The organism is Sporomusa sp. (assembly GCF_035561155.1).
GTDB lineage: Bacteria > Bacillota > Negativicutes > Sporomusales > Sporomusaceae > Sporomusa.
The window spans coordinates 96,560-122,727 of record NZ_DATMYD010000071.1 but is presented as its reverse complement, the minus strand read 5'-3'; the positions used below and the strand labels follow the sequence as shown (position 1 = coordinate 122,727).

Sequence of the window (26,168 nt, the reverse complement as noted above, 5' to 3'; positions counted from 1 at the left end):
GTTCAGGGACTGATTTCAGTCCCTTTTCTTCATATCTCCCACAGGGGTGAATTGAAGGCATTCCTATACCGAAAGGAGGAAGGCTGTGAGTAATACCAACTTGGGTGAAGAAATAAAAGACTGGATAATATCTATTCTCATAGCCATAGTTCTGGCGTTTTTTATCCGGTATTTTATTGTAGAACTATACATGGTCGAGGGGCCGTCTATGCGGCCAACGTTGGTAAACGGCGAACGACTTATTGTAAATAAATTTATATACCGGTTTAAGACTCCCGAACGGGGTGAAGTGCTAGTATTTCGTTATCCACGTGATCCCAGTCGTGATTTTATTAAACGTGTAATTGCAGTAGCTGGGGATACTGTGGAGATAAAAGATGGTAGAGTTTTTCTTAATGGACAGCTTTTGAACGAGTCATACATATTAGAACGTACCCGAGGCTCCTATCCTGCGGCCACAGTTCCAGAAGGACACATTTATGTAATGGGCGATAACCGTAATAACTCCGAAGACAGTCGGTTTAAAGATGTAGGTTTTGTGCCCTTGGAGTTAATTAAAGGTAAAGCAGTTACGGTTTTCTGGCCGCTTGACCACATAAAAACATTGCCGTAGCTATACACTATAGTATCCGGTTCTTAGGTAAGGAGTGTGACTTAATGCACATTCATTGGTTCCCTGGCCATATGGCCAAAGCCCAGCGTATGATTCGTGAACAGTTAAGTCTTATTGATGTAGTAATTGAGCTGTTAGATGCGCGTATCCCGATAAGCAGTGCAAATCCTATTATTGCCGAACTTGTTGGCACCAAGCCTAGGGTAGTGGCGCTGAATAAGTCAGACTTAGCCGAGTCGGCGCGTACGACCGAGTGGATTCAACATTTTCGGGGCTTGGGGTTTACTACAGTCCCTTTAGATGCAGCCAGCGGCAAAGGTTCGAAAGAACTGGTAAATAAGGTTGAACTAGAGGCTAGTGAAAAAATTGCCAAACTTACAGCTAAAGGTATAAAAGGCCGGGCCGTACGAGCTATGATTCTGGGAATTCCCAATGTGGGGAAGTCTTCGCTAATCAACCGGCTGTTAGGCACAGCAACAGCTAAAACAGGTGATAAGCCCGGAGTAACGCGCGGGCAGCAGTGGCTCAAAGTCGGTAAGAACCTTGAGTTACTGGACACTCCCGGTGTATTGTGGCCAAGGATGGATGATCAGGAAGTCGCCTTTAAATTAGCTGTGACTGGTGCAATTAAAGACGATATCTATGATATGGAGAAAGTTATCCTAAAACTTTTAGAAATACTCAGAGAGAACTATTCCTCTCGTCTACGTGAACGATACAAGCTAAGCGAAGAGCAATTGCCGGAAGACACAGGCGAGCTATTAGCACTAATTGGGGCTAAGCGAGGTTGCTTGAAGATCGGCGGTGTGGTAGATTACGAAAAGGTCAGAAGAATTATTCTAACGGATTTTCGTTCAGGCAAGCTTGGCCAATTTACCCTTGACACCCCTGCACAGCTGGATGCTCCTGAATTTGATACAGTACCAGCAGATGAAAGACATTTTTGATACAAAGTCATAAAGTGAACGGCTAACAATTTGTGGCCGTTCTATTATTTTGTCTGAAAATAGGCAGGATTTGTTGGGTTTATCAAGAATAACTAAAGCATCTGGATTTGGAGGTAGTACGTTTTTGGATACAACACAGATGACGGTGGCGCAGATTACGGCGCTATTATCTCAGCACGATATTTCACTACATATAACGAATAGCCTTAAAACAGATGCCCGTCTCTCAGTAAAACGCCTTGTGGATAAATGGGAAGCTCGTCGCCAGGCAGCTCAGCGCGAGCGGGAGCGAATTCAGGCGCTATATGAGTACGAGCGTCAACTAGAAGCTGAGGGTTATTGTTTGGTTGCAGGTATTGACGAAGCTGGCAGGGGGCCGTTAGCAGGCCCTGTACTTGTTGCTGCTGTTATTTTGCCGCTTGACTGTTATCTCCCAGGCTTAAATGATTCCAAAAAGCTTACAGCCGCGCAGCGAGAAAAGCTGTATCAAGAAATAAAAAAGGCTGCTCTTGCAGTAAACTCTTGTATAGTCAGTGTTGAAACAATTGATGATATTAATATATACCAGGCCACTGTAGGTGGCATGTATAGCGCAGCCTCTGGCCTGTCTCCGATACCGCAGGCAGTACTAGTTGATGCCGTGCCGTTGCCTAATCTTGCTGTACCGCATCAAGCAATTATTGGTGGTGATCAGGTTAGCGCTTCGATTGCTGCAGCATCTATTATTGCTAAAGTAGAACGAGATCAAATAATGAATGAGCTTGACTGCGAGTATCCAAAGTACGGATTTGCCCGCCATAAAGGATACGGCACACAAGAACATATGGAAGCACTTATAAAATACGGACCGTGTCCACATCATCGGCGGAGCTTTGCTCCGGTTAAGGCTGCTGAAGCAGCTAGCAGATAGGACAACTGTTTTGCCACCGAGGAGATGATAGTGTGACTGATCCGGAACGTGACAAGCTACCTAAAGCAGTTGCTCTCACTTATGATGATGAGAATAAAGCGCCTATTGTTGTAGCAAAGGGAACCGGCGTTGTTGCTGGAAGAATTTTAAATTCCGCAAAAGAACATGGAATTCCCATATATCAGAATAAAACGCTTACCGGTATGCTGATGGCTGTTGAATTGGATCGTGAAGTACCACCAGAGCTATATCAAGCGGTAGCTGAGGTTTTGGCGTATATTTACCGTTTGGACCAGCGATTAGGGAAAAAGCCTAAGTAAGCGGTTGCGGAGGAGACTATGAACCATATTGGCGTTGGTGATAAAGGGGAACAGTCTGCTGCAATCTATTTGAGTAAACTGGGTTATAAAATTATCACTACCAAATATCGCGCTAAAACTGGCGAAATAGATATCATAGCGCAGGATAAAGAGTACCTAGTTTTTGTTGAAGTTAAGACCAGACGCTCAACTGTTTACGGCTTTCCTGCTGAAGCTGTTAATTTCAGAAAGCAGCAAAAAATAATAAATACTGCACTATGCTTTTTAAATCATCGTGGTTTTACAGACATGGCCTGCAGATTTGACATTCTGGAAATATACTTGCTGAAGGATACAGTTCATTGTAATCACATTATAAATGCGTTTGGCAGCTAAACAGCTGCGGGGGTAAGCAGTGTTTGCACAAACTTATGGCTCAACTACATTAGGATTAAACGGTGTATTAATAACAGTTGAAGTTGATATTGCAAACGGCATTCCCGGACTTGATATAGTGGGATTGCCTGATACGGCAGTGCGTGAGTCGCGGGAACGAGTAAGAGCGGCTATTAAAAACAGCGGATTTGAGTTTCCTGCACGTCGAATCACGGTAAATTTAGCACCCGCAGATATTAAAAAAGACAGTTCAGGTCTTGACTTGCCTATCGCTGTAGGAATACTGGCGGCAAGCGGCCAGGTTAATCCAATGAGTTGTCGCAGTCAGGTATTTGCTGGCGAACTGTCTTTAGAAGGCAGGCTGCGGGGCATATCGGGCATAATATCAATTGCGGCTAACTGCCGGGGTTACAATATAGCAGAAATGATTGTGGCTCGAGAAAATGCCCAGGAAGCATTATTAGCCGGAGAATTGACAGTCTATGCGCCGGAGACTCTGGCTGAGGTTGCTGGTCATCTTAAAGGTGAGAACTTACTGGTTCCAGAAGTTCCACAATTACCGGAAAACCAATCCCGCGATGTAGCGCTCGATTTCGCAGACGTGCAAGGACAGATTGTTGCAAAACGGGCTCTTGAGATTGCTGCTGCGGGCTTTCATAATGTAATGATGGTTGGACCGCCAGGTTCAGGTAAAACAATGCTTGCTAGGCGCATTCCATCAATATTGCCGAATATGACGCCGCAGGAAGCTCTTGAGGTAACAAAAATTTGTAGTGTTGCCGGATTACTTAAGAATAATGTTGGCTTAGTTACAGATAGACCGTTTCGCAGTCCGCATCATACTGTGTCAACTGCTGGGATGATCGGCGGTGGGAGTATGCCAAGGCCGGGTGAAGTTACGTTAAGCCATAATGGTGTATTGTTTTTGGATGAGTTGCCTGAGTTTCCACGGACAGTGCTGGAAGTGCTCCGTCAGCCGCTTGAAGACGGGGAGGTTACCATTTCCCGGGTTAACGCCACCTTATCGTACCCGTCTAAGTTGATGCTTATTGCGGCATTAAATCCGTGTCCCTGCGGCTTTAGTTCAGATCCGTCCAGGGATTGCTCGTGCACACCAGGTGATATACGCCGTTATCAGAAAAAAATTTCAGGACCGCTTTTGGACCGGCTTGATATAACAATTCATGTGCCACGCCTTGAGTATAATGATTTAGTAAAAAATATACCTCAAGAATCGTCTGCCATTATTCGCCGCAGGGTAGAGGCTGCTAGACTTATTCAGCATGAACGTCTTAAAAGGTTCGGGTTCTATGCCAACGCACAAATGCAACACAAACATATAAAAAACCTATGCCATCTAACGTCTGATGCTGTGAGTCTTCTCAAGCAGGCTTTTACTAAGATGAATCTAAGCGCCCGTGGTTATGATCGGATAATTAAAGTGGCTCAAACAATTGCTGATTTGAGTGGCGCAGCGCAAATTGAAGCAAGACACATTGCGGAAGCCATTCAATTTCGTAATGATTTTCAAAATATTTCCAGGAAATAAATACCTATTAGTCCATGATATATTCAACTCTGTTAGATATAATAAATAGTGTATCTCTCTTTAAAATGCAAAGGAGGTTTTTATATGAATAAGGCAGTATGGATTATTATCGCCATAGTAGGAGCATTATTGGTAAGTGCTATTTTCAGCTACAACACATTGGTTAGTATTAACGAGAATGTTAATGGTAAATGGAGCCAGATTGAAAACCAACTGCAGCGGCGGGCCGATTTAATTCCCAACTTAGTTAATACTGTAAAAGGATATGCTGCGCACGAACAACAGGCCATTCAAGCTGTCGCTGACGCGCGTGCGAAGCTAGCCGGGGCACAGGGACCAGTGGGCAAAGCACAGGCCAACAGCGAGCTAAATTCGGCACTCAGCAGATTATTGGTTGTTGCGGAAAACTATCCAAATCTTAAGGCCGATAAAAATTTCCGGGCACTTATGGATGAACTTAGCGGAACTGAAAATCGAATCGCTGTAGCTCGTAAAGATTATAACGATGCAGTGCAAGGATATAATGTAAAAATACGTTCATTCCCGACAAGCCTATTTGCCGGAATGATGGGCTTTGGGCCAAAGGAATATTTTAAGGCAGAAGAAGGCGCAAAACAAGTTCCCCAAGTAAAATTCTAATTGCCGAGCGAGGGGGTAACTTATGAATAAAAGGTTGGCTTGGCTTGTTTTAGTAATATATTTATTACTAATGACCTGTGCTTCGGCTCAGCCCCAAATCCCTCCGGCGCCGACGCAAGGTGTATATGTCCAAGACCACGCCGGAGTATTGGATTCAGACACTAAAAGTAAAATAAACAATCTAGGCGGCAAGTTGGCTGCTAAGACTAAGGCTCAAATTGTAGTGCTGACAGTCAAGTCATTGGAAGGAGCATCTTTAGATGAGTATGCTCTGGAAGTGCTAAGACGATGGGGTATTGGGGATAAGCAGCTAAATAATGGTGTGCTGGTGTTGGTTGCAGTAAATGACCGTCAGTCACGAATAGAAGTAGGCTATGGCTTGGAAGGGGTGCTTAATGACGCCAAGACCGGTGCTATACAAGATGAGTACATGATACCTTATTTTGCTGCAAATGATTATAATAAAGGTATCTGGAACGGCTATCAGGCATTGGTCAGTACAACTGCCAAAGAGTATCAGCTTGATATAAGCACCGATGCCAAATCGGCTAAAGTGCGTTCTGCGGCTAATCAATCGTGGTGGGACACTCTGCCATGGTGGGCTCAGCTTGCGATGGCAGCGGGTGCATTGGCATTACTCATTTTTGACTGGGTGTTTCTTGGCGGCAGTATTACATATCTTATTCTTTCCCTCTTAAGATTCCGTGGTGGCGGCGGGGGTGGGGGTGGAGGTTACGGCGGCGGCTCAGGTGGCGGCGGTGGTTCCAGCCGTAAATGGTAGCGTGATTTAGAAGTTTATAGCGATTGTGGGAACAAAGGAAGGGATTTACATGGCAGAAGTTTCCATGTTGGACTGTTTTACCAAGATTGCTAAGTATATTCCGCAGCTAGTAAGCGGAAAAGTTGGTATGGTGGTTAGCGACCGGGAAAAATGGTTAGTATCTTACTCGATTCCTGAGCTCGAAGGTCAAGTTGTTGTTGGTGAACCACTTAAATCGGGATCTGCTGCATACAAAGCAATGCAACAGAAACAACGGGCGGTTGTTGAAGTTAGCAGCGAGGTTTACGGTATTCCTTATATTGCTATCAGCCTGCCGGTAATTGACGATCAGGGAGTAGTTATTGGTGCTGTTGCTGTCCACGAGTCAATGGAACGCCAAAATATGCTTGCCACTGCAGCTAAACAGTTATCTAATTCGGCTACACATATGTCTTCTTCTATCCAGTCTATTCTGGCTCAGGCTGAAGAATTGGCTGCCAGCGGGCGAGTCCTTAAAGATATGTCAGTCGCCGCCAATAAAGAGGTGGCAGACACTGATTCCGTTGTTGGATTTATTAAAAATGTCGCCAGTCAGACTAACCTTTTAGGGCTGAACGCCGCAATTGAAGCAGCTAGGGTTGGTGAGATGGGCAGAGGGTTTGGTGTAGTAGCCGAAGAAGTCCGTAAGCTTGCTACTAATAGCGCCAGTTCGGCAACTCAGATTACTACAATTTTGAATAATATTAAAAAATCGATTGAAAAAATTGGCGTTGAAATAAACCAGATCGATGCAGTTACGGAGCACCAAGCAAATACTATTCAAGACCTGACGGCACATAGTCAAATGCTTATGGCGATGTCTGAACAACTTGCTAGTTTAGCATCTAACTTAAATAATGAACAAAAAAAGTGAAACAACCGTTAAAGGTTGTTTCACTTTTTTAATCCTCATTCCACTAATGTCAAACGGGAGTTAGGGCGGTAGCTCCTGCCAACTTTAGCAGATGGTTTTCCATCTAACATAACAATGTCTGCGGTGAAATTGACATTATCGTTATACAAACTGCTGCCTACTGCATACACATCAACAGGCAAATTAGCTGCTTCAAATTGCCCTATGCGATCAGCAGTAAATCCACCTGACACCATAATTTTTACATGGCTAAAGCCTTCACGGTCGAGAGCCTGTCGGACATTTAAAACCAACTGAGGACAAACTCCGGTAGGTTTAAAAGTACCCATTTGAGGTAATACAGACACATCAACAAGGTTATCGGCAGTATCAAGGCGAACAGCCCATAGCTTATCACCCATTTCTTTGGCCACAGCCAAAGATGTCCCAACACAGTCATTTGCGAAATCGACAAGCGCTACTCGGTTTACCTGTGGATCAATATAAGCATCGAAGGCTTTCGATGCCTGGACAGTGTCGCCGTCATAAACTGCAATTAAGGCATGGGGGATAGTGCCAAGCGCTTCAGCTCCCCAGAGAGACCCGTTGGCCGGAGTAGAGACGCCGTACACACCGCCAATATGAGCGGCATAACCGTCAGACGCTTGGACTGCGTAATGGTCGAAACGTGAAGGGAAAAATAGTACTGGTTTGCCATTGGCGGCTTTAACTACTCTATGTACATTAGTAGCAATTTTAGTCTGACGGGAGAGCACTCCTAGATAAACTGTTTCTAAGTGCGAGAAGTTTGCCAAATCACCTTCGATGGTCATCACAGTTTCCCATGGCTCAATATGATCGCCGTCATGCAATGCGTGAATAACTAGATTATTAGGATCGTGGGCGCATTTTTTGATAATGGCAATCGCTTCATCAACACCGCAGATAACAGCATGCTGACGCTGGAATACTTGCATAATAACTCTTGGCCGGTGATTATCCTTGACTAAGATCTCCTGGGTGCGCATGAAATAACTGTCGCTGAAAAACCCATTCTTTATTTGCTCAACAGGGATGGTGAAAAAATCCGGTGATAAGCGTTGTTTCATTAATAGGCCTCCTAGATATTGCAAATCTAATGATAAATTTCTAAAATTTGCATAATAATCTTTATTCTACATAATTTTATGATACAATAAAATTATATTTTGTCGCAATAGGGGAGGACGCTAATGCAATATAATATGCGAGTAATTGAGATAAAAAATCAGGAGCAAGCTAGGAAAGAACTGCCAAAAATTAAATGTGACCCGGGCGGAGCTGCTATTATGTCTAATAAGGCCGTATATAAGACAATAAAAGTGGAAAATGTTTTAAGTAAAGCCTCGCTTATTTTAAAGCAGACATTTCTTTCTAAAGGCGGCGAGGCATCAGTTTCCAGGGGAGCGGCCGATTTTAGCGATCAATATACAGATGTACTTTTAAGTGGTAGCTTAAAGCATTTTAAACAATGTATTCCCCAACTTAAGGTTCAGCCATGGGGTCTAAAAAAACTCGCCGAGGAACTGGAAGCTGTAATAGCCGCTAGCGAAAACTTTCCGCAGCGTACCTATAAGCTTGGTCAACATAGGCTATCCATCACTCCGGAAAAAACACTGGTTATGGGAATTTTAAATTTTACACCAGATTCTTTTTCTGACGGCGGAAAGTTTAATAATATTGATGCAGCCTTAAAACATGCTGAGCAAATGATTAAAGAGGGTGCTGATATTATTGATATTGGTGCTGAGTCTACCAGGCCATACGGCTCGGAGAAAATTTCGGCTGAAGAAGAGCTGGACAGACTAATGCCGGTGTTGGAAAAGGTATTGACTATTTCTAGTGTACCTGTTTCTATTGATACTTATAAAGGCAGTGTTGCCCGTGAGGCGCTCAAAGCTGGCGCACATATGATTAATGATATCTGGGGTTTGCAATTTGATCCGGAAATGGCTAAGGTAGTCGCCGAATATAACGTTCCGGTTGTAATTATGCATAATCAAGAAGGTACAGCTTATCAAAGAGACATTATGTCCCATATTCTTGAATTCTTGCGGTACAGTATTGAAATAGGTGAGGCGGCCGGCATAAGCGCTGACAACTTTATTGTCGATCCCGGCATTGGGTTTGGCAAAAGTCCGTCAGACAATTTGGTTGTGCTGGCGCGGCTCGACGAACTTACGTCGCTTGGCTGTCCGGTATTGTTAGGCACTTCGCGCAAACGGTTCATAGGCGATATTTTAAATGCTCTACCCAGTGAACGGGTGGAAGGTACAGGAGCTACCGTAGCTTTAGGAATTACGAAAGGTGCTAATATTGTCCGGGTACATGATGTACAAGCCATAGCCCGCATTACACGCATAACCGATGCTATAATAAATGCTAAATATCAGTAGGGGGTAGCTATAAGTGAGTCATAGAGTTTCTTTAAAAAACATGGTGTTTTACGGCTTTCACGGGGTATATGAATTTGAACGGGAATTAGGACAGCGATTCTATGTTGATCTTGATATGAAAGCCGATTTAAGCCAAGCTGGTAAAAGTGACCGCCTTGAAGAAACAGTAGACTATGTTTCTATTTATAATCAAACCAAAGATATAGTGGAAAATCAGAGATTTCAACTTCTTGAAGCTTTATCCTACCGTATCGCTGAGGAAGTTTTACGGCTACACCCTCTGGTAGGGGAAGTCACGGTACGGGTACGCAAACCCTCCGTGCCCATTGCTGCAGCGCTGGATTATGTTGAAGTTGAAGCCGTACGGAGACGCGGAGAATGATTGTTTTAGGATTGGGTTCTAATATTAGTATTGGTAATAATACCAGAGAAGAAAACATTGCCACGGCCATTAGGCTGTTAAGTGAGCATTCTCGCATTGCTGTTGAGCAGGTATCTTCATTATACGAGACTGAACCGGTAGGATTAAAGGATCAGCCTAGTTTTCTCAATGCAGTCATTGCGATTACTACTGAGTTACCGCCGCTAGAACTGCTTGATGTTTGTCTCGGGATTGAACGACAAATGGGACGGGTACGGGAAGTGAGATGGGGTCCGCGCAACATTGATATTGACCTTTTGCTCTATCATAATGTAGAAATGGCTACTATCACGCTCGAATTGCCCCATCCCCGTATGCCGGACAGAAGATTTGTTTTAATTCCATTGGCTGAGATTGCAGGTAACCTTTCAGTGTATAAAGGCAAGACGGTACAAGAGTTACTGGCAGTAACCGGCGATAACAGCCAAGTTAACCTGTATGGCAATATAAAAACTTCTTGGCAGGCGAACGCTATTGGCTGATCATCGGGTTTTATTAATTAGTGCTCCGATAGGTGCTGGGCATATTAGAGCAGCGCAATCTGTTAGTCAAATGCTTAAGGTAAACCATTCCTGCCACACTGAACTGTGCAATATATTTGATTTATTTCATCCAGCTATTGGTCAGACAATACTTAAAGCTTATTTAAAGATTCTTAATATTTTTCCTCAAGCCTATGGCACAATGTATGGATGGGGAAATCAAAGCCGTCTGGCATTGATTGGTCGAGAGTGGGTTAGTCAAGTTCTTGCCGGGCGGATGTTAGATTATATTAATAAATTTCAACCATCGGTCATTGTGTGCACTCATGCCACGCCGGCCGGATTGGTGGCTTGGCTCAAGAAAAAAGGTTTGATTAGAGTACCAGCGGCGGCTATTATTACTGACTTTGTCGTTCACCGCCTATGGGTATATCCTGAATTTGAGCACTATTTTGTAGCTCACCCCGCTATGGCTGAGTACTTAAGCCAGAATGGTATATTGCCCCAGTCTATTGTGGTTACGGGAATCCCGGTCAGTGATAGTTTTATCCAGCCAATTGATAAATATCAAGTACTCGGCAAACTTAATCTTAGGCCGGACCGAAAGACAATCCTAATCATGGGAGGCGGGGCCGGAGTATTGCCAATGGATGAGATCCTGAAATTATGCGCACAAATTGACAGGCCCTTGCAGATTGTAGCTGTAGCCGGAAAAAATCAGTCGCTGTACCGGCGCCTTATTCAACTAGGCTCAGTTATTAGGCATCCTGTCAGAGTCTTCAGCTATGTAGACAATGTCCACGAGCTTATGAGTATTGCCGATTTGTTAATATCTAAGCCTGGTGGTATGAGTACGTCGGAGGCTTTGTCGATGGGTGTCCCGCTTGTTATTTATCGCCCGATACCTGGTCAGGAAGAAGCAAACACTTGCTATTTATTAAATAACGGTGCCGCACTTAGGGCCGATTCTCTGTCAGAATTACAGAATATATTAGTTAGGCTATTTGAAGACAATAGTGATTTTACCACCTTGCGCCAACGGGCAGCTTTACTTGGACGTCCTCATGCAGCTACAGATATAGCGGATTTTATTGCTAAAAACTACTTTAAAGCATAAAAAAACTAAAATATTGTTAAAAAATGCTCAAATAGGACCTTGGGCTCTTGACCTTTGGATTTTATCCCAGGTATAATTGCTAGTATTATGATTTACCAAGTACTTACTAGATGCTATTGGCGTTTCAATGATTAGCTAAATGTGGAGGAACTGAATATGGAGCAATTTTACTTGGCTGCCTTACAGAAGGTGCCAGGTATTGGCAGTTCACGCATTAAGGCCTTGGTTGATTATTTTGGTAGCGCCCGGCAGGCTTGGTTAGCTGACCAGGGCGATTTATTTTTATCCAAGTGTCTTGATAGTACAGTTTGTAATAATTTACTTGGTCAGCGGGACAAGATAGATATACATAACCTGGCCGAGGTGTTATTCAAAAAAGGAATATTTCTCTGTAGCTTATCAGACGGCGGCTACCCTATGTTACTGCGTAATACCTTTAATCCACCTTATGTTCTATATTACCGAGGTGTTTTGCCTAAAAATGATAAACTGGTGGCTATTGTCGGTTCTCGCAAAGCGTCGGTATACGGTAAAAATGCCGCAAATATGCTGGCATCCGCTTTAGCAACTGCCCATGTAGGTATTGTCAGTGGGGCCGCCAGAGGGATTGATACAGCTGCTCACCAAGGGGCACTGGAGCATGGGTACACAATTGCGGTGGTTGGCTCGGGCGTGGACATTTCTTATCCTCCCGAAAACGCTAAGCTGCTTGCCCGTATTGCCGAGTCTGGAGCAGTAATCTCCGAATACGCCCCAGGTGTTATGGCGAACCCAGGTCACTTTCCTGCCCGCAACCGTATTATTAACGGTTTAGCACGCGGAGTTATTGTAGTAGAAGCAGCTGAAAAGAGCGGAGCACTTATCACTGCTGACTTCGCCTTAGAAGAGGGGCGGGACGTGTTTGCCGTACCTGGCAGTATTTTTGCCGGCGGCAGCAAAGGTGCAAACAGGCTTATAAAACAAGGGGCCAAGCTAGTAGACAGTGCCACCGACATCCTGGAAGAATATAGCTGGGAAACCGGGCAGGTTAACCAGGCAGGTCCGGAACTGTCTCACGATGAGCAGGCTGTGTATAGTTTGTTGAATTATGAAGAGCCTATAGGAATTGAAGAAATTGTAACAAGATTGAATGTACTGCCGGCAACGGCTGCATATATATTATTGCAACTTTCATTACGGGGTTTGACGGTCGAACATAGCGGTCAATGCTATACTTGCGCCGCCAGGGAGGGAATTGAGTGAGCAAAGCTCTAGTTGTGGTAGAATCCCCGGCCAAAGCCAAAACTATAGAAAAGTTTTTAGGAAAAAATTATACAGTTAAAGCATCTATGGGACATTTGCGTGATTTGCCTAAAAGTCAGTTTGGCGTTAATATTGAGCACGGCTTTGAGCCTAAATATATTAACATCAGGGGTAAGGGTGAACTTATTAAAAGCTTGAAAGAAGCTGCAAAGAATGCCGATACAGTTTATCTGGCAACAGACCCTGATCGTGAAGGCGAAGCCATTGCCTGGCACTTAGCGCACATCCTCAATATTCCTGAGCATACTACATGTCGAATTGAATTTAACGAGATTACTAAACCGGCGATTCAACAGGCTGTTAAAAAACCGCGCCCAATCAACCTGCCACGGGTTTATGCTCAGCAGGCAAGGCGAATACTAGACCGGATAGTGGGATACAAGCTTAGCCCGCTTTTATGGCGAAAAGTTCGCAAAGGTCTTAGTGCCGGCCGCGTGCAGTCAGTTGCTGTCCGGTTAATTTGCGACCGAGAAAAAGAGATTCAGGCATTTATTCCAGAAGAGTATTGGACAATAACTGCTAAACTCAAAGAAAAACCCAATTCTAAAGTATTTGATGCTGAATTAATTGCAATTGATGGTAAGAAGTTGGCAGTTAATAACGAGATTCAGGCTGAGGCTATTGTTGGTGATCTAAATAAGGCTGAATATGTAGTTAGCGATGTTAAAAAACGGGAAAGAAAGCGTAACCCCTATCCACCGTTTACTACCAGCACCTTGCAGCAGGAAGCGTCCCGTAAATTGGGATTTACGTCCCGTAAAACCATGATGGTTGCGCAGCAATTGTATGAGGGGCTAGATATTGGCCGTGCCGGTCAGGTCGGTCTTATTACCTACATGCGAACCGACTCAACACGGGTATCTGAAACCGCTCAGCAAGAGGCAAGAACCTATATTGAAAAGAAATTCGGCTTAGATTATCTGCCGGCCAAAGCGCCTGTTTACGCCAACAAAAAATCTCAGGATGCTCATGAAGCAATTCGGCCTACTACGCTTGAGTTGGCACCTGAAACAATTGATAAAAATCTAAGCAAAGACCAGCTAAAGCTCTATACTCTTATCTGGGAAAGATTCATTGCCAGCCAGATGACAGCCGCTGTCTATGATACTCTTACCATAGAAATCATGGCAGGTCAGTATAAACTAAAGGCTACTGGTTCGCAGCTGAAGTTTCCGGGCTTTTTAGCGGCGTTTAGCGGAGCGATTGGCAAAGGCAAAGAAATAGAACAAACCGCTGATAGTGATTTGGATAATGAGACTACCTTGCCTGCTCTCACCACCGGGCAAGTCTTAAAACTAAACAAACTTGACCCTAAACAGCATTTTACTGAACCGCCGCCTCGTTATACAGAGGCGTCACTGGTTAAAATACTTGAAGAAAAAGGGATTGGCCGTCCTAGCACTTATGCTCCGACAATAGAGACTATCGTTGATCGGGGGTATGTAGAGCGAGTTGACAAAAAGTTTTTGCCTACCGAGCTTGGATTTGTTGTACTTGACCTTCTAAAGCAATATTTTGATAAAATTGTTGACGCTGAGTTTACCGCCGGGATGGAAGATAAACTAGACGACATCGCTGAAGGCGACGCATCTTGGTTAAGTGTCTTAGAACAATTTTATGATCCTTTTGCTAAAGATCTAAGCTTTGCCGAAGAATCGATTGGGCATGTTGAACTGCCTGTTGCGGTATCTGACATTCCCTGTGAAAACTGTGGCCGGATGATGGTCGTTAAGCAGGGGCGGTATGGTAATTTCCTTGCATGCCCAGGTTTTCCAGCCTGCCGCAACACCAAGCCTATCTTAAAAGATATTGGAGTAAAATGCCCTAAATGCAGTGGGGCTATTGTCGAGCGTCAGACCAAACGGCGGAAAGTCTTTTACGGCTGTGAAAACTACCCAGAATGCGATTTTAATACCTGGGATATGCCGTTAAAAGATAATTGCCAAGTGTGCGGCGCATTCATGGTTCGGCATAAATATAAAAACGGCGGTGTTGCTGCAGTGTGCAGCAATGAGGCCTGCTCAACCCGGCCAACACCCGAGAGTAAAGAAACACCTACTAAAACGGATACTAACGAAGAACAGGCAAAATTAAAAAAGCCTGCTGCTAGCCGGAGGAAAAAGAGTGGCTAAAGTTACTGTAATAGGAGCCGGTCTGGCCGGCAGTGAAACTGCTTGGCAACTGGCTGAAGCCGGTATAGACGTAGATTTATACGAAATGCGCCCTGAAGTTATGACACCAGCTCACCATACTGGCCTGTTTGCTGAATTGGTGTGCAGCAACTCACTTAGAGCAGCAGCTATAGAAAACGCCGTAGGTCTTTTAAAAGAAGAAATGAGAAGGCTTAATTCACTTGTTATGCGAGCAGCTGACGCTAACAGTGTGCCGGCCGGCGGGGCATTGGCTGTTGATCGAAGTGGTTTTAGTCAGATGATTACTGAGACTCTTGGTAATCATCCACGTATTACAATTATACATACTGAACTGATGGAAATACCTGACGCCCGCCCATTAGTTATTGCCACCGGGCCGCTGACATCACCGGCTTTATCCAGTGCCATTAGCCGCCTGACCAGCAGCGACTATTTTTACTTTTACGACGCAGCTGCACCGATTGTAACAGCTGACTCGCTTAACATGAATATTATTTACCGGGCTTCCCGTTATGGTAAGGGTGATGACGATTATCTGAACTGCCCAATGACCAAAGACCAATATGAGCTTTTTTGGCATGAGCTAACCCATGCCGAGGCGGCGCCGGTTAAAGATTTCGAAAAGATAGTCGTGTTCGAAGGCTGTATGCCGATAGAAGCCATGGCTGCCAGGGGAATTGACACTATGCGGTTTGGCCCAATGAAACCTGTTGGGTTGAGACATCCGGAGACCGGAGAAATGCCTTATGCTGTAGTACAGCTCCGACAAGACAACTTTGCAGCAACACTTTATAATATTGTTGGCTTTCAAACCCACCTCAAATGGCCTGAGCAAAATCGGGTATTCAAACTTATTCCCGGGTTAGAGAACGCCGAATTTGTTCGCTATGGGGTAATGCACCGGAATACATTCATTAACTCACCGATGACATTACACCCTACCTTACAGATGAAGGATCAGGCGCAGATATTGTTTGCCGGGCAGATTACCGGTGTTGAGGGCTATGTTGAATCAGCGGCAAGCGGCCTGATAGCTGGTATAAACGCTGGCAGGTTGGTGCGCGGTCTTGAACCACGGGTTTTCCCGGAAGAAACTGCTCATGGTGCCCTTTGCCGTTATATCACTCAAGCAGATCCGACTAATTTTCAGCCTATGAATATAAATTTTGGTCTGTTGCCTCCGTTGGGGCATAAGATTAAAGATAAGAAGGTCAAAAACAAAATTATTGCTGAAAGAGCATTAGGGGTATTGGGAGAATTTATTTGAATAATTTGACAATAATGTTGCGGAATTTTATCAGGTGTGGTAGTATAATAGTAATTTCCTCCAGGGCTATGTAACATGCGAAAGAATGAGTGCGATGTCTAAAAACAAAGACTTGGATCAGATTGACCAGCTCTTAGAAAAGTTCATCCTATATCTTAAAATTGAAAAAAACGCTTCCCAGCATACTATTCACAACTACCAACGTGATATCCTACAGTTTGCAGAGTTTGTGTCTAGGCAAGGGGCTGATGAGGCGCTGCTTATTAAGACTACTCCGATTTTAATCCGTAGTTATCTGGCTTTTCTAAAATCAGAGCAGTACGCCAAAGCGACCATTATGCGACGAATTGCGGCGCTTAGGTCGTTTTTCCGGTTTTTATGCCGGGAAAACATTTTAAGTGAAAACGCGTTTGATGCTGTTAGAACACCTAAATTAGAAAAAAAACTGCCTGTTTTTCTTGATACTAACGAAATTAATGAGTTAATTGCGTTGCCGGATAACAGCCCGTTGGGCCTAAGGGATAGAGCGGTGCTGGAAATGCTGTATGCAACAGGAGCTCGGGTTAGTGAAATTGCAGGGATTAACTTGCCGGATATTGATTTTGCTGGAAGAACAATTATTGTATCTGGTAAAGGGGCCAAAGAGAGGATCGTTCTTATTGGCCGGAGTGCGACTCAAATTTTGGAAAGATATCTGTTTAGTTCACGCCGCAAATTATGTGCTCAGCCAGGCGGATACGGCCGGCAAAATGGAAAAGTTCATCAGCGCCTGTTTGTAAATAACCGGGGTGGACCACTCACTGACCGGAGTATACGACGAATTGTTGAAAAGTATGTTGAGGCGTTAGCATTCAAAAAAAATGTCAGCCCTCACAGCATCCGTCATACTTTTGCTACCCATCTTTTAGACAATGGTGCTGACCTGAGGTCAGTGCAAGAGCTTTTGGGGCATGTTAATTTATCCACTACTCAGCTTTACACACATGTAAGTACTGAAAGACTTAAAGCGAGTTATAAAAAGTCTCATCCACGTGCCTAAATTTCCTCGGAGGTGATACTCATGTTCCATGCTACAACGATTGTCGCGGTTCGCCATCAGGGGAATACTGCCATAGCTGGCGACGGGCAGGTAACTTTTGGTCAGAATACTGTGATGAAGCATAACGCGAAAAAAGTCCGCCGTCTTTACCATGGAAAAGTTTTAGCCGGGTTTGCCGGTTCGGTAGCTGATGCATTTACTTTATTTGCGAAATTTGAGGGAAAGCTTGAAGAGTTTAACGGCAACATGATGAGAGCAGCAGTGGAACTTGCTAAGGAATGGCGTTCTGACAGAGTTTTAAGGCGGTTGGAAGCGCTTCTTATTGTCGTTGATGCGGAACATCTTCTTATCATATCCGGTAACGGCGAGGTTATTGAACCAGATGACGGTGTTACCGCTATCGGTTCTGGCGGGCCTTATGCCCTTGCAGCTGCTAGAGCTCTGGTACAGCAGTCCACATTGAATGCCGCCGCTATTGCCCGCACTGCCCTGGAAATTGCCGCAAGCATTTGCGTGTACACAAACGACCATATTACGGTTGAAGAGTTATAGTCTAAAGGGGGGATGATTTTGCTGGAACTTACACCAAAAGAGATAGTTAATGAATTGAACAAGTACATAATCGGTCAGCAGCAGGCAAAAAGATCAGTGGCCGTGGCTCTAAGAAATCGTTGGCGCAGTAAGAGACTGCCAGCAGAGCTTAAGGAAGAGATTATCCCTAAAAATATTTTAATGATTGGGCCTACAGGTGTTGGCAAAACAGAAATTGCCAGGCGTCTGGCCAAACTGGTGAATGCTCCTTTTGTTAAAGTTGAAGCAACTAAGTTTACGGAGATAGGTTATGTTGGGCGTGATGTCGAATCAATGGTGCGTGATTTGGTGGAAACATCAATCCGAATGGTTAAACAACATAAAATAATTGAAGTAAATGATAAGGCTAAGGAGTTGGCAGATGAGCGTATTCTTGATCACTTTGTCCCGCCGGTAAAAAAGGAATCGTCCCGTAATCCATTTGAAATGCTGTTTTCCGGCGGTATGGGAACTAACCAGGATAAGCCGCCAGAGCCAGAAGAATCCCAAGCATTCAACACTGGCCGTGAATGGTGGCGTAAGCGGCTCAGTAGCGGCGAACTCGAAGACGAACTCATCGAGATTACGGTTGAGGATGCTACTCAGCCTGCAATGGGGATGTTTGCCGGAACCGGAATTGAGGAAATGGGCATGAATATACAAGATATGCTCGGTAATTTAATTCCTAAAAAACAGAAAAAACGTAAAGTAACAATTGCTAATGCTCGAAAAATCTTTATCCAGGAAGAAGCACAAAAGTTAATTGATATGGATGAAGTTACGACAAGCGCTGTCAGTCTCGCAGAGAACTCGGGCATTATCTTTCTCGATGAAATTGACAAGATAGCCGGCAGGGGTCACAGCTCGGGGCCTGATGTTTCCCGGGAAGGAGTTCAGCGCGACATACTACCAATTGTGGAAGGCTCTACTGTTGTTAGTAAATATGGACCTGTGAAGACTGATCATATCTTATTTATTGCCGCGGGCGCTTTCCATGTTTCAAAACCATCTGACTTAATACCGGAATTGCAAGGACGTTTTCCGATTCGGGTTGAACTGACTAATCTTTCAAAAGAAGATTTACGTCAAATATTAACCGAGCCGGCTAATGCGTTAATAAAGCAATATATCAGTCTCCTTGAGACTGAAGGTATAAAAATTGAGTTTACCGAGGACGCTATTGATGAACTGGCAGACATCGCTTGTAAAGTAAATATCCAGACTGAAAACATCGGAGCTCGCCGGTTACATACCATATTGGAGAAACTCTTGGAAGACTTGGCGTTTGATGCTCCTGACGCGATCGAGCGGCTTGTTATTATTAATCGTGAGTATGTAAAGTCTAAACTAGACCATATAGTGGTTAATCAAGACTTAAGTCACTATATTTTATAGCTTTATTTGTCTTAATTATGAAAGGTAGGGGAATATTATGTCATCATTATTGGAACGCACTCGCACAATCAACAAACTGCTTCAGAAATCAGAAAACGTTGAATATAGTGAGGTTTCCTCGGTACTCAGTACAGTTATGGCCGCTAATGTTTATATTGTCAGTAAGGATGGTTCCGTTTTAGGATATGCTTTGCTTGATGATTTTGAATGCGATCTTATGCGGGATAAAGTACTTCAATTGGGTAAATTTCCTGAACGCTATGTCTCATGGCTGCAAAAGATTGACCTAACATCGCCTAATCTTAGACTAGAAGGCGGATTGTGCACTTTTAGCGATGGAACAAGCTGCATGTTTAATGACAAATTTACCACTATTGTGCCAATTCACGGTGTTGGAGAGCGAATCGGTACACTGATTGTTGCAAAATTCAGTGTTGAGTTTACAGACGATGACTTGGTGTTGGCTGAATATGGAGCTACGGTTGTCGGTATGGAAATGCTCAGAGACCGCAGCGAAAAAATTGAAGAGGAAGCCAGGAAAAAGGCTACTGTGCAAGTGGCGTTAGGTACGCTGTCTTACTCTGAACTTGAGGCTGTTATGCATATTTTAAGTGAACTTGAAGGTAACGAGGGTCTTCTGGTCGCCAGCAAAATAGCCGATCGTGTTGGCATTACCCGCTCTGTTATTGTTAATGCACTGCGTAAGTTTGAAAGCGCTGGTGTCATTGAATCTAAGTCTCTAGGAATGAAAGGGACTTATATTAAGGTGCTAAATGAACGCTTATTAGACGAATTGAAAAAATTAAAAAAATAACTCGTATATAAATCCAGCTGTATTTGTACAGCTGGATTTATTTTTTTGTTCCAATATAAGCTGGTCACTTTGAAAAGTCATCTAAAGTTGAATTTGCATAAATCCCGAGCATAACGTAGGACTTAGGCCCTATTTATGAAACTTAAGCTAATATTAACCAGATTTTTAGAGGATTTTTGCGTATTATGTAGAATCTTGCATAAGATTAAGCCTCTATGAAGACCGTCCAACACAAATGCATGGGCGTAATTTAAAATTAACAGGAGGGCTAGCAATGCTTAACTCACTTCTAAAGTCAACTCAGGTTTCAGTATTGGAAAAAGCGTTGGGTGCAGCCTCACTTCGCCATGATGTAATAAGTAACAATATCGCTAATGTAAATACACCGGAATTTAAAAAAAGCGAAGTAAGTTTTGAAGATCAGTTGGAATTAGCATTGAATACTAAAAGTAATCCAATTGCCCGAACTCACAAACGTCACATGCCGATAAAGCAGGGAATAAATGTTGAACCTACGATAAACACAATTACTACTACCTCTATACGCAATGACGGCAATAATGTAGATATAGACAGTGAGATGGCCAGTCTGTCCAAAAATTCTATTTACTATGATGCCGTTGCTCAACAATTGAGTAAATATTTTTCCGGCATTAAGTCTGCAATTAATGAAGGGAGACGCTAATTATGGAGTTGTTCCGGGCAATTGATGCCGCTGCTTCAGGTATGACAGCTGAGCGGCTGCGCATGGATGTCATTTCTAATAATATAGCCAATGCTAACACTACCCGTACGGCTGAAGGCGGGGCCTATCGCCGCCAGATGGTGGTATTTGAGCCACGTTCCGGTCAGGCTTCTTTCGGTCAGATACTTTCCAGTCAAATCGATGCAGGCGATGGTGTTCGGGTAACTGGAATTATTAAAGACAACGCTCCGCTCAAACTTATGTATGATCCGAATCATCCGGACGCTAACCGCGAGGGGTATGTAGAGATGCCTAATGTCAATATTGTCACTGAAATGGTCGATATGATTACCGCTTCAAGAGCTTACGAGGCCAACGTAGCGGCAGTTAACGCTGCTAAAAGTATGGCTATGAAGGCTTTAGATATCGGAAGATAGGAGAGTATACATGCGAATTGAAGCTTTAAAAATGATGCCTGTGAAAGGTACCCTAACTGACATAAGCACTGTTGATAGTTCTACGCAGCCGGAAAAAGCTTTTGGCGAATATTTGAAAGATGCGTTAAATAGTGTTAACAATCTGCAGGGCGAAGCCCGCCAGGCCTCACTAAACCTTGCTGCAGGCAAAATACAGGACGTAGCTGAAGTTACTATTGCTTCTGAAAAAGCAGCAATTGCCCTACAACTCACAATGCAGGTTCGCAATAAGGTGGTCGACGCCTATCAGGAAGTAATGAGGATGCAGGTTTAATGCTGAACTAGAAATTATTCAACATTACCGTAATACCTTTTTATAATATAAATTTATTTAGGTATATACTTTTCCTTAACTGAAAGGATGGAGACATGGTTGACTTGAAAGAACAGTCTCTGCGCCTTTGGCAAAATATGAATAATAAACACAGGTACATTATTCTTGGAACAGCCGCAGGTTTATTTCTAGCTATTCTATTTTGGAGCTACTGGTGGGGCGGCCGTCCTGATAATGTGCCTCTATTTACTACTCTTGAGGCCGAAGATGCAGGTAAAGTTACTGCGAAGTTAAAAGAAATGAAAGTTCCTTATGAAGTTCAAACTGGCAGTAATGGCACTGTCATTTTGGTGGCATCCAAAGATGTACACAGACTAAGGCTGGATTTAGCCAGTCAGGGGTTACCAAGAGGGAACAAAGGGTTTGAAATATTTGACCAGAATAAATTTGGTGCAACTGAGTTCCAAAATAAGGTTCAACTATTGCAGGCTATCCAGGGAGAACTCACCCGGACAATTGAGCAGATGGAAGAAGTGGAAAAAGCCAGAGTACATATTGTTATGTCTGAAGACAGCCTCTACAAGAAAAGCGAAAAGCCGGCAACTGCTTCTATTATGCTCAAGCTTAAACCATCAACCCAGTTGTCACAACAGCAGGTGAAAGGTATTGTCAACTTGGTGGGGCACAGTGTTCAGGGCCTGAAGCCGGAAAACATTACTGTTGTTGATAATCTCGCCCGGGTTTTAAACGATCAGTCAGAAGCGCCACAGATGGCTGGCACGACAACTTTGACTCAGTTTGAAATGACAAAGAAAGTTCAAGACGATTTGCAAAAAAATGTGCAATCGTTACTTGACCAGACACTTGGAATGGGTAAAGCAGCTGCTAGGGTCAATGTCGAACTCAACTTTGACCAGCGTACTTTAGACAGGCAAACTTTCGAACCTGTTGTCGATGATAAAGGAATAGTCCGCAGTTCTCAAGAATTGAACGAAAACTATAAAGGCAACTCTGGTGCTCCTGGTGGTGTCCCTGGGATTACCTCAAACATACCTGGGTATGTAACTGGCAATAATTCTCAATCTAATTATGAAAAGAAAGAAGTAACACGTAACTACGAAATAAATGAGACAAAAGAAAAAGTGGTAAGTACGCCGGGGTCTATTAAACGCGTAACTGTGGCTGTACTTGTAGATGCCGCCGTGCCTAAAGCACAGCAGGACAGCTTAAGTAAAACGGTAGCTACTGCGATTGGCATCAATCCCTCCCGCGGCGATAATGTCGCTGTAGAAAGCATACAATTCAGCACTGAACTAGCAGATAAACAGCGAAAAGACGAAGAAGAACAAACTAAACAACAGCAACAGGCGCTTATACTTAAAGTAGGGCTTATTGTTATTGCCATTATTGCTATACTTTATTTGATTCGGATGTATACTCGACGCCGCGAACAAGAAGAAGAGTTTGTCGAGTCTCTCGCTGTTCAGCCTCAGCCTATTGCTGAGGCAGAAGCGCAAACCGCGAGACAAGAATTAACTGCTCAGGAAAAAGAACGGGCCGAACAACGAACTACTGTAGAAAAATTTGCAAAATCGCGACCTGAAGATGTTGCTCAGCTGATGAAGACTTGGTTAGCAGAAGAATAGTGGGAGGGGTCTAGGCCATGTACCAGTCAAACGAATTGACAGGCAAACAAAAAGCAGCAATTTTACTAATCGCTTTAGGTCCCGACATCTCGGCCCAAGTATTAAAACACATGCGTGAAGATGAAATAGAAAAATTAACGCTTGAAATTGCTAATCAACGCAAATTATCACAAGAACTAAAAGATAAAGTGTTAACTGAATTTCACCAAATGTGTTTAGCGAAGGAGTATATTTCCAATGGTGGTTTGGATTATGCTCGTGAAGTATTGGAAAAGGCATTGGGAGCAGAGAAAGCTGTATCAATCATTAACCGACTGACTACTAGCCTCCAAATACGCCCCTTTGACTTTGCACGTAAAACAGATCCAAGCCAGTTACTTAACTTCATTCAAAATGAACATCCGCAAACAATCGCATTAATCATGGCTTATCTTCAGCCTGAGCAGTCAGCAGCCATCGTTTCGGCATTAGCGCCTGAACGTCAGGTAGATGTTGCCCGGCGTATTGCAACAATGGATCGCACATCGCCTGATGTTATACGCGATGTTGAGAGAATCTTAGAGCGAAAGCTGTCATCGCTGGTGACGCAAGACTTTACTGCCGCTGGTGGTGTTGATTCGATAGTCGAGATTCTTAATCGAGTTGACAGGACTACAGAGCGTACAATTATTGAAAATATGGAAGTGCAAAATCCCGAGCTGGCAGAGGAAATCAAGAAACGTATGTTTGTCTTCGAAGACATTGTACTCTTGGACGACAGATCGCTCCAACTTGTGCTTAGGGAGATTGATAACAAAGACCTGGCATTGGCTCTAAAAGCAACATCAGGTGAAGTTGCTAATAAAATCTATAAAAATATTTCCAAACGTGCTGCTGAAATGCTCCGTGAAGAAATTGAATATATGGGCCCAGTGCGCATAAGAGATGTTGAAGAAGCTCAACAAAAGATTGTAAATAATATTCGCCGTCTCGAAGAATCAGGCGAGATCGTTGTTTCGCGTGGTAAAGGAGACGAAATCATTGTCTAAGATTCTAAAGAGCGTATTATTTGAAAAAAACGCTCCAGTGATTATTAAATATCGGCCAGCGCCTGAACCGGTGCGTGAACAGACCCATGAACCGGAGCCCATAGTACCAGAAATATGCTTGGATGCTGTGCGCAGTGAGGCTGAAAGTATTCTAGCTCAGGCTCAAGTCTCAGCTACCCAATATCTAGCTGATGCTAAAGTTCAGGCTCAGGAATTAGCCCACGAAGCCCAAGAAGACGGTCATACCCAAGGTTACCAAGAAGGTTTTACTCAAGGGCATCAGGCGGTGCTGTCCGAAATGCAGCAAACAATGCAATTAACTCTTGAAAAAGCTGATCATATTATAAAAGCGGCAGAGAAAGAAGCTTATCAGCTGATTATTGATGCTGAACGGCAAGTTGTTGAAATTGCGCTTGCGGTAGCTAGTAAAGTATTGGCACGGGAGATTGAAGAAAACCCGACTACGATACTGCCGATAGTTAAAGAGGCTTTAGGGAAAGTTCGGGATCAGGATCACATTGTTATAAGAGTCAACCCTGAAGATTATGAAATGGTATTGATGGCTAAACGGGACTTACAGCTTATGGTGGGAAGGGAACATGCCGTTAATGTGTGTGCTGACCATATCGTTCCTTCAGGAGGCTGTGTTATTGATACTGCTTTGGGCACCGTTGATGCCAGATTAGATACTAAATTGGAAATGGTTTACAAAGCTATTCAGGAAGCACTGCCATGAGCAATATATTTGACTCTGCCAAATATATATCAGCCATACATAGCGCTGATACCATGAAACTAAATGGTAAAATTACTCAGATAATTGGCTTGGTTATTGAGTCGCAGGGACCTAATGTTAACCTGGGAGAATTATGCTATATTCATCCGCGCAATCAAAATGATCCTATTCCTGCTGAGGTTGTAGGCTTTAGAGAAAACCGTGTTCTTTTAATGCCTGTCGGTGAAATGCAGGGGATTGGACCGGGTTGCGAAGTGGTATCTGCTCACAGAATGCTTAAAGTCAGCGTAGGGCGTCAACTTTTGGGCCGGATTCTGGATGGACTTGGTAATCCCATTGACGGTAAGGGGCCGCTTATTAGCAATACTCAATACCCGCTTAGTACTATGCCGCCGCCGCCATTGACCCGGCGACGAATTACTGAAAAGCTTGCCGTGGGTGTTCGGGCAATTGACAGTGTTTTAACACTAGGCCGGGGACAAAGGGTAGGTATTATGGCTGGCAGTGGTGTTGGTAAAAGCACCTTGCTCGGAATGATCGCCCGTAACACCGAAGCTGATATTAGTGTAATTGCTCTTATTGGTGAACGTGGTAGGGAAGTGCGGGAATTTATTGAGCGCGATTTAGGAGAAGAGGGGCTAAGACGCTCTGTTGTTGTTGTTGCAACCTCTGATCAGCCGGCCTTGGTCAGACTCAAGGGAGCTATGACAGCTACTGCAATAGCTGAATATTTTCGGGATCAGAGTATGGATGTTATGCTTATGATGGATTCAGTTACCCGGTTTGCTATGGCCCAGCGTGAAGTCGGTCTAACCGTTGGCGAACCTCCGGCTACCAGGGGATACACCCCCTCAGTATTTGCCATGCTGCCTAAACTACTCGAACGTTCAGGGACGGGTGACAGGGGGTCAATAACTGGCATTTATACGGTACTTGTTGACGGCGACGATATGAACGAACCGATTGCGGATGCTGTTCGTAGTATCTTGGATGGTCATATCGTTTTATCCCGGAATCTGGCGGCACAAAACCATTACCCAGCCATTGACGTGTTAGCTAGTGTTAGCCGGGTCATGCTGGAAATTACCGAAAAAGAGCACGTGCAGTGTGCTCAACGTTTGCGTAGTCTACTTGCTACTTATCATGAGGCTGAAGACTTAATTAATATTGGTGCATATGCCCGTGGCAGCAACGCTAATATCGATAAAGCGATTGATGTTATTAATGGTATAAAAGGTTTCCTCCAACAGGATGTGCATGAAAATACCCCCGTGTTAGAAACGATTGAAAGACTAAAGAGGCTTATCGCGTAACCTCAATAAG

General features: G+C 43.9%; 28 protein-coding genes. 27 read left to right on the top strand and 1 reads right to left on the bottom strand.

The annotated features are described in order from the left end of the window. Window positions 1–85: 85 nt before the first annotated feature. The 9 genes from lepB to VN447_RS08685 all read left to right on the top strand — a co-directional run bounded on the left by lepB (window position 86) and on the right by VN447_RS08685 (window position 7,026). Window positions 86–613 carry a signal peptidase I gene (gene lepB / locus VN447_RS08725; RefSeq protein ID WP_325524736.1) on the top strand — a complete coding sequence of 176 codons (528 nt, stop codon included), beginning with the start codon at window positions 86–88 and terminating at the stop codon, window positions 611–613. 44 nt (window positions 614–657) lie between these two features. Continuing rightward, window positions 658–1,560, top strand: coding sequence for a ribosome biogenesis GTPase YlqF (gene ylqF / locus VN447_RS08720; RefSeq protein WP_325524734.1), 903 nt, complete (start codon window positions 658–660; stop codon window positions 1,558–1,560). A 124-nt stretch (window positions 1,561–1,684) separates the two neighbouring features. After that, complete coding sequence (locus tag VN447_RS08715) at window positions 1,685–2,470, top strand: ribonuclease HII (RefSeq protein WP_325524733.1); 786 nt, start codon at window positions 1,685–1,687, stop codon at window positions 2,468–2,470. A gap of 32 nt (window positions 2,471–2,502) precedes the next feature. Next, a complete protein-coding gene (locus VN447_RS08710; RefSeq protein ID WP_325524731.1) occupies window positions 2,503–2,790 on the top strand; it encodes an EscU/YscU/HrcU family type III secretion system export apparatus switch protein in 288 nt (95 codons plus the stop codon). 18 nt (window positions 2,791–2,808) lie between these two features. Next, window positions 2,809–3,165, top strand: a complete 357-nt coding sequence (locus VN447_RS08705) for a YraN family protein (RefSeq protein WP_325524730.1) — start codon at window positions 2,809–2,811, stop codon at window positions 3,163–3,165. A gap of 19 nt (window positions 3,166–3,184) precedes the next feature. After that, window positions 3,185–4,714, top strand: a complete 1,530-nt coding sequence (locus VN447_RS08700; RefSeq protein ID WP_325524728.1) for a YifB family Mg chelatase-like AAA ATPase — start codon at window positions 3,185–3,187, stop codon at window positions 4,712–4,714. Window positions 4,715–4,798: 84 nt separating this feature from the next. Further along, the gene (locus tag VN447_RS08695; protein ID WP_325524726.1) at window positions 4,799–5,353 is read left to right on the top strand and encodes a LemA family protein; all 555 of its coding nucleotides are present in this window, start codon (window positions 4,799–4,801) and stop codon (window positions 5,351–5,353) included. Window positions 5,354–5,375: 22 nt separating this feature from the next. After that, window positions 5,376–6,134, top strand: a complete 759-nt coding sequence (locus VN447_RS08690) for a TPM domain-containing protein (protein WP_325524725.1) — start codon at window positions 5,376–5,378, stop codon at window positions 6,132–6,134. A 49-nt stretch (window positions 6,135–6,183) separates the two neighbouring features. Then, window positions 6,184–7,026, top strand: coding sequence for a methyl-accepting chemotaxis protein (locus tag VN447_RS08685; protein ID WP_325524723.1), 843 nt, complete (start codon window positions 6,184–6,186; stop codon window positions 7,024–7,026). A 35-nt stretch (window positions 7,027–7,061) separates the two neighbouring features. Here VN447_RS08685 and VN447_RS08680 read toward each other — a convergent pair whose 3' ends face one another. Beyond that, window positions 7,062–8,114 (bottom strand): nicotinate phosphoribosyltransferase, encoded by a 1,053-nt coding sequence (locus VN447_RS08680; protein ID WP_325524722.1) that lies wholly within the window; start codon window positions 8,112–8,114, stop codon window positions 7,062–7,064. A 123-nt stretch (window positions 8,115–8,237) separates the two neighbouring features. Here VN447_RS08680 and folP point away from each other — a divergent pair, with 123 nt between their 5' ends. The 18 genes from folP (at window position 8,238) to fliI (ending at window position 26,158) form a co-directional block, all read left to right on the top strand. Next, entirely contained in the window at window positions 8,238–9,440 is a 1,203-nt protein-coding gene (gene folP, locus VN447_RS08675) for a dihydropteroate synthase (RefSeq protein ID WP_325524720.1), read from the top strand. A 13-nt stretch (window positions 9,441–9,453) separates the two neighbouring features. After that, on the top strand, window positions 9,454–9,822 hold the full coding sequence (gene folB / locus VN447_RS08670) for a dihydroneopterin aldolase (protein ID WP_325524718.1): 369 nt from the start codon (window positions 9,454–9,456) through the stop codon (window positions 9,820–9,822). Next, window positions 9,819–10,343 carry a 2-amino-4-hydroxy-6-hydroxymethyldihydropteridine diphosphokinase gene (gene folK / locus VN447_RS08665; protein WP_325524717.1) on the top strand — a complete coding sequence of 175 codons (525 nt, stop codon included), beginning with the start codon at window positions 9,819–9,821 and terminating at the stop codon, window positions 10,341–10,343. Before folB ends, folK begins: the two co-directional genes overlap by 4 nt. Continuing rightward, entirely contained in the window at window positions 10,336–11,460 is a 1,125-nt protein-coding gene (locus tag VN447_RS08660) for an MGDG synthase family glycosyltransferase (RefSeq protein ID WP_325524716.1), read from the top strand. The genes folK and VN447_RS08660 overlap by 8 nt, the downstream gene beginning before the upstream one ends. 156 nt (window positions 11,461–11,616) lie before the next feature. Beyond that, window positions 11,617–12,702: a DNA-processing protein DprA gene (dprA, locus tag VN447_RS08655; RefSeq protein WP_325524714.1), complete on the top strand. Its 1,086-nt coding sequence runs from the start codon at window positions 11,617–11,619 to the stop codon at window positions 12,700–12,702. Beyond that, complete coding sequence (topA, locus tag VN447_RS08650; RefSeq protein ID WP_325524712.1) at window positions 12,699–14,894, top strand: type I DNA topoisomerase; 2,196 nt, start codon at window positions 12,699–12,701, stop codon at window positions 14,892–14,894. Before dprA ends, topA begins: the two co-directional genes overlap by 4 nt. Further along, a complete protein-coding gene (trmFO, locus tag VN447_RS08645) occupies window positions 14,887–16,182 on the top strand; it encodes a methylenetetrahydrofolate--tRNA-(uracil(54)-C(5))-methyltransferase (FADH(2)-oxidizing) TrmFO (RefSeq protein ID WP_325524710.1) in 1,296 nt (431 codons plus the stop codon). The genes topA and trmFO overlap by 8 nt, the downstream gene beginning before the upstream one ends. A gap of 94 nt (window positions 16,183–16,276) precedes the next feature. Then, complete coding sequence (gene xerC, locus VN447_RS08640) at window positions 16,277–17,221, top strand: tyrosine recombinase XerC (protein WP_325524708.1); 945 nt, start codon at window positions 16,277–16,279, stop codon at window positions 17,219–17,221. Window positions 17,222–17,242: 21 nt separating this feature from the next. Next, window positions 17,243–17,773 carry an ATP-dependent protease subunit HslV gene (gene hslV, locus VN447_RS08635; RefSeq protein WP_325524707.1) on the top strand — a complete coding sequence of 177 codons (531 nt, stop codon included), beginning with the start codon at window positions 17,243–17,245 and terminating at the stop codon, window positions 17,771–17,773. 12 nt (window positions 17,774–17,785) lie between these two features. Next, window positions 17,786–19,186 carry an ATP-dependent protease ATPase subunit HslU gene (gene hslU, locus VN447_RS08630; protein ID WP_414714896.1) on the top strand — a complete coding sequence of 467 codons (1,401 nt, stop codon included), beginning with the start codon at window positions 17,786–17,788 and terminating at the stop codon, window positions 19,184–19,186. Between the two features lie 37 nt (window positions 19,187–19,223). After that, a complete protein-coding gene (gene codY / locus VN447_RS08625; protein ID WP_325524703.1) occupies window positions 19,224–20,000 on the top strand; it encodes a GTP-sensing pleiotropic transcriptional regulator CodY in 777 nt (258 codons plus the stop codon). A 274-nt stretch (window positions 20,001–20,274) separates the two neighbouring features. Further along, entirely contained in the window at window positions 20,275–20,685 is a 411-nt protein-coding gene (gene flgB, locus VN447_RS08620; RefSeq protein WP_325524701.1) for a flagellar basal body rod protein FlgB, read from the top strand. A 2-nt stretch (window positions 20,686–20,687) separates the two neighbouring features. Continuing rightward, a complete protein-coding gene (gene flgC / locus VN447_RS08615) occupies window positions 20,688–21,122 on the top strand; it encodes a flagellar basal body rod protein FlgC (RefSeq protein WP_325524700.1) in 435 nt (144 codons plus the stop codon). A gap of 10 nt (window positions 21,123–21,132) precedes the next feature. Next, the gene (fliE, locus tag VN447_RS08610) at window positions 21,133–21,435 is read left to right on the top strand and encodes a flagellar hook-basal body complex protein FliE (protein ID WP_325524698.1); all 303 of its coding nucleotides are present in this window, start codon (window positions 21,133–21,135) and stop codon (window positions 21,433–21,435) included. A 95-nt stretch (window positions 21,436–21,530) separates the two neighbouring features. Next, window positions 21,531–23,081, top strand: coding sequence for a flagellar basal-body MS-ring/collar protein FliF (fliF, locus tag VN447_RS08605; RefSeq protein ID WP_325524696.1), 1,551 nt, complete (start codon window positions 21,531–21,533; stop codon window positions 23,079–23,081). A 17-nt stretch (window positions 23,082–23,098) separates the two neighbouring features. Next, the gene (fliG, locus tag VN447_RS08600; protein ID WP_325524694.1) at window positions 23,099–24,109 is read left to right on the top strand and encodes a flagellar motor switch protein FliG; all 1,011 of its coding nucleotides are present in this window, start codon (window positions 23,099–23,101) and stop codon (window positions 24,107–24,109) included. Continuing rightward, on the top strand, window positions 24,102–24,845 hold the full coding sequence (locus VN447_RS08595; protein WP_325524693.1) for a FliH/SctL family protein: 744 nt from the start codon (window positions 24,102–24,104) through the stop codon (window positions 24,843–24,845). Before fliG ends, VN447_RS08595 begins: the two co-directional genes overlap by 8 nt. Beyond that, a complete protein-coding gene (gene fliI, locus VN447_RS08590; protein ID WP_325524692.1) occupies window positions 24,842–26,158 on the top strand; it encodes a flagellar protein export ATPase FliI in 1,317 nt (438 codons plus the stop codon). The genes VN447_RS08595 and fliI overlap by 4 nt, the downstream gene beginning before the upstream one ends. Window positions 26,159–26,168 lie beyond the last annotated feature (10 nt).

Coding starts and splice junctions, on each gene's coding strand:
- ylqF (WP_325524734.1), top strand. CDS start 658: ATGCACATTCATTGGTTCCCTGGCCATATGGCCAAAGCCCAGCGTATG.
- dprA (WP_325524714.1), top strand. CDS start 11,617: ATGGAGCAATTTTACTTGGCTGCCTTACAGAAGGTGCCAGGTATTGGC.
- VN447_RS08685 (WP_325524723.1), top strand. CDS start 6,184: ATGGCAGAAGTTTCCATGTTGGACTGTTTTACCAAGATTGCTAAGTAT.
- folP (WP_325524720.1), top strand. CDS start 8,238: ATGCAATATAATATGCGAGTAATTGAGATAAAAAATCAGGAGCAAGCT.
- flgC (WP_325524700.1), top strand. CDS start 20,688: ATGGAGTTGTTCCGGGCAATTGATGCCGCTGCTTCAGGTATGACAGCT.
- VN447_RS08695 (WP_325524726.1), top strand. CDS start 4,799: ATGAATAAGGCAGTATGGATTATTATCGCCATAGTAGGAGCATTATTG.
- VN447_RS08680 (WP_325524722.1), bottom strand. CDS start 8,114: ATGAAACAACGCTTATCACCGGATTTTTTCACCATCCCTGTTGAGCAA.
- codY (WP_325524703.1), top strand. CDS start 19,224: ATGTCATCATTATTGGAACGCACTCGCACAATCAACAAACTGCTTCAG.
- fliI (WP_325524692.1), top strand. CDS start 24,842: ATGAGCAATATATTTGACTCTGCCAAATATATATCAGCCATACATAGC.
- folK (WP_325524717.1), top strand. CDS start 9,819: ATGATTGTTTTAGGATTGGGTTCTAATATTAGTATTGGTAATAATACC.
- hslV (WP_325524707.1), top strand. CDS start 17,243: ATGTTCCATGCTACAACGATTGTCGCGGTTCGCCATCAGGGGAATACT.
- xerC (WP_325524708.1), top strand. CDS start 16,277: ATGTCTAAAAACAAAGACTTGGATCAGATTGACCAGCTCTTAGAAAAG.
- fliF (WP_325524696.1), top strand. CDS start 21,531: ATGGTTGACTTGAAAGAACAGTCTCTGCGCCTTTGGCAAAATATGAAT.
- hslU (WP_414714896.1), top strand. CDS start 17,786: ATGATTTTGCTGGAACTTACACCAAAAGAGATAGTTAATGAATTGAAC.
- flgB (WP_325524701.1), top strand. CDS start 20,275: ATGCTTAACTCACTTCTAAAGTCAACTCAGGTTTCAGTATTGGAAAAA.
- VN447_RS08690 (WP_325524725.1), top strand. CDS start 5,376: ATGAATAAAAGGTTGGCTTGGCTTGTTTTAGTAATATATTTATTACTA.
- fliG (WP_325524694.1), top strand. CDS start 23,099: ATGTACCAGTCAAACGAATTGACAGGCAAACAAAAAGCAGCAATTTTA.
- fliE (WP_325524698.1), top strand. CDS start 21,133: ATGCGAATTGAAGCTTTAAAAATGATGCCTGTGAAAGGTACCCTAACT.
- VN447_RS08705 (WP_325524730.1), top strand. CDS start 2,809: ATGAACCATATTGGCGTTGGTGATAAAGGGGAACAGTCTGCTGCAATC.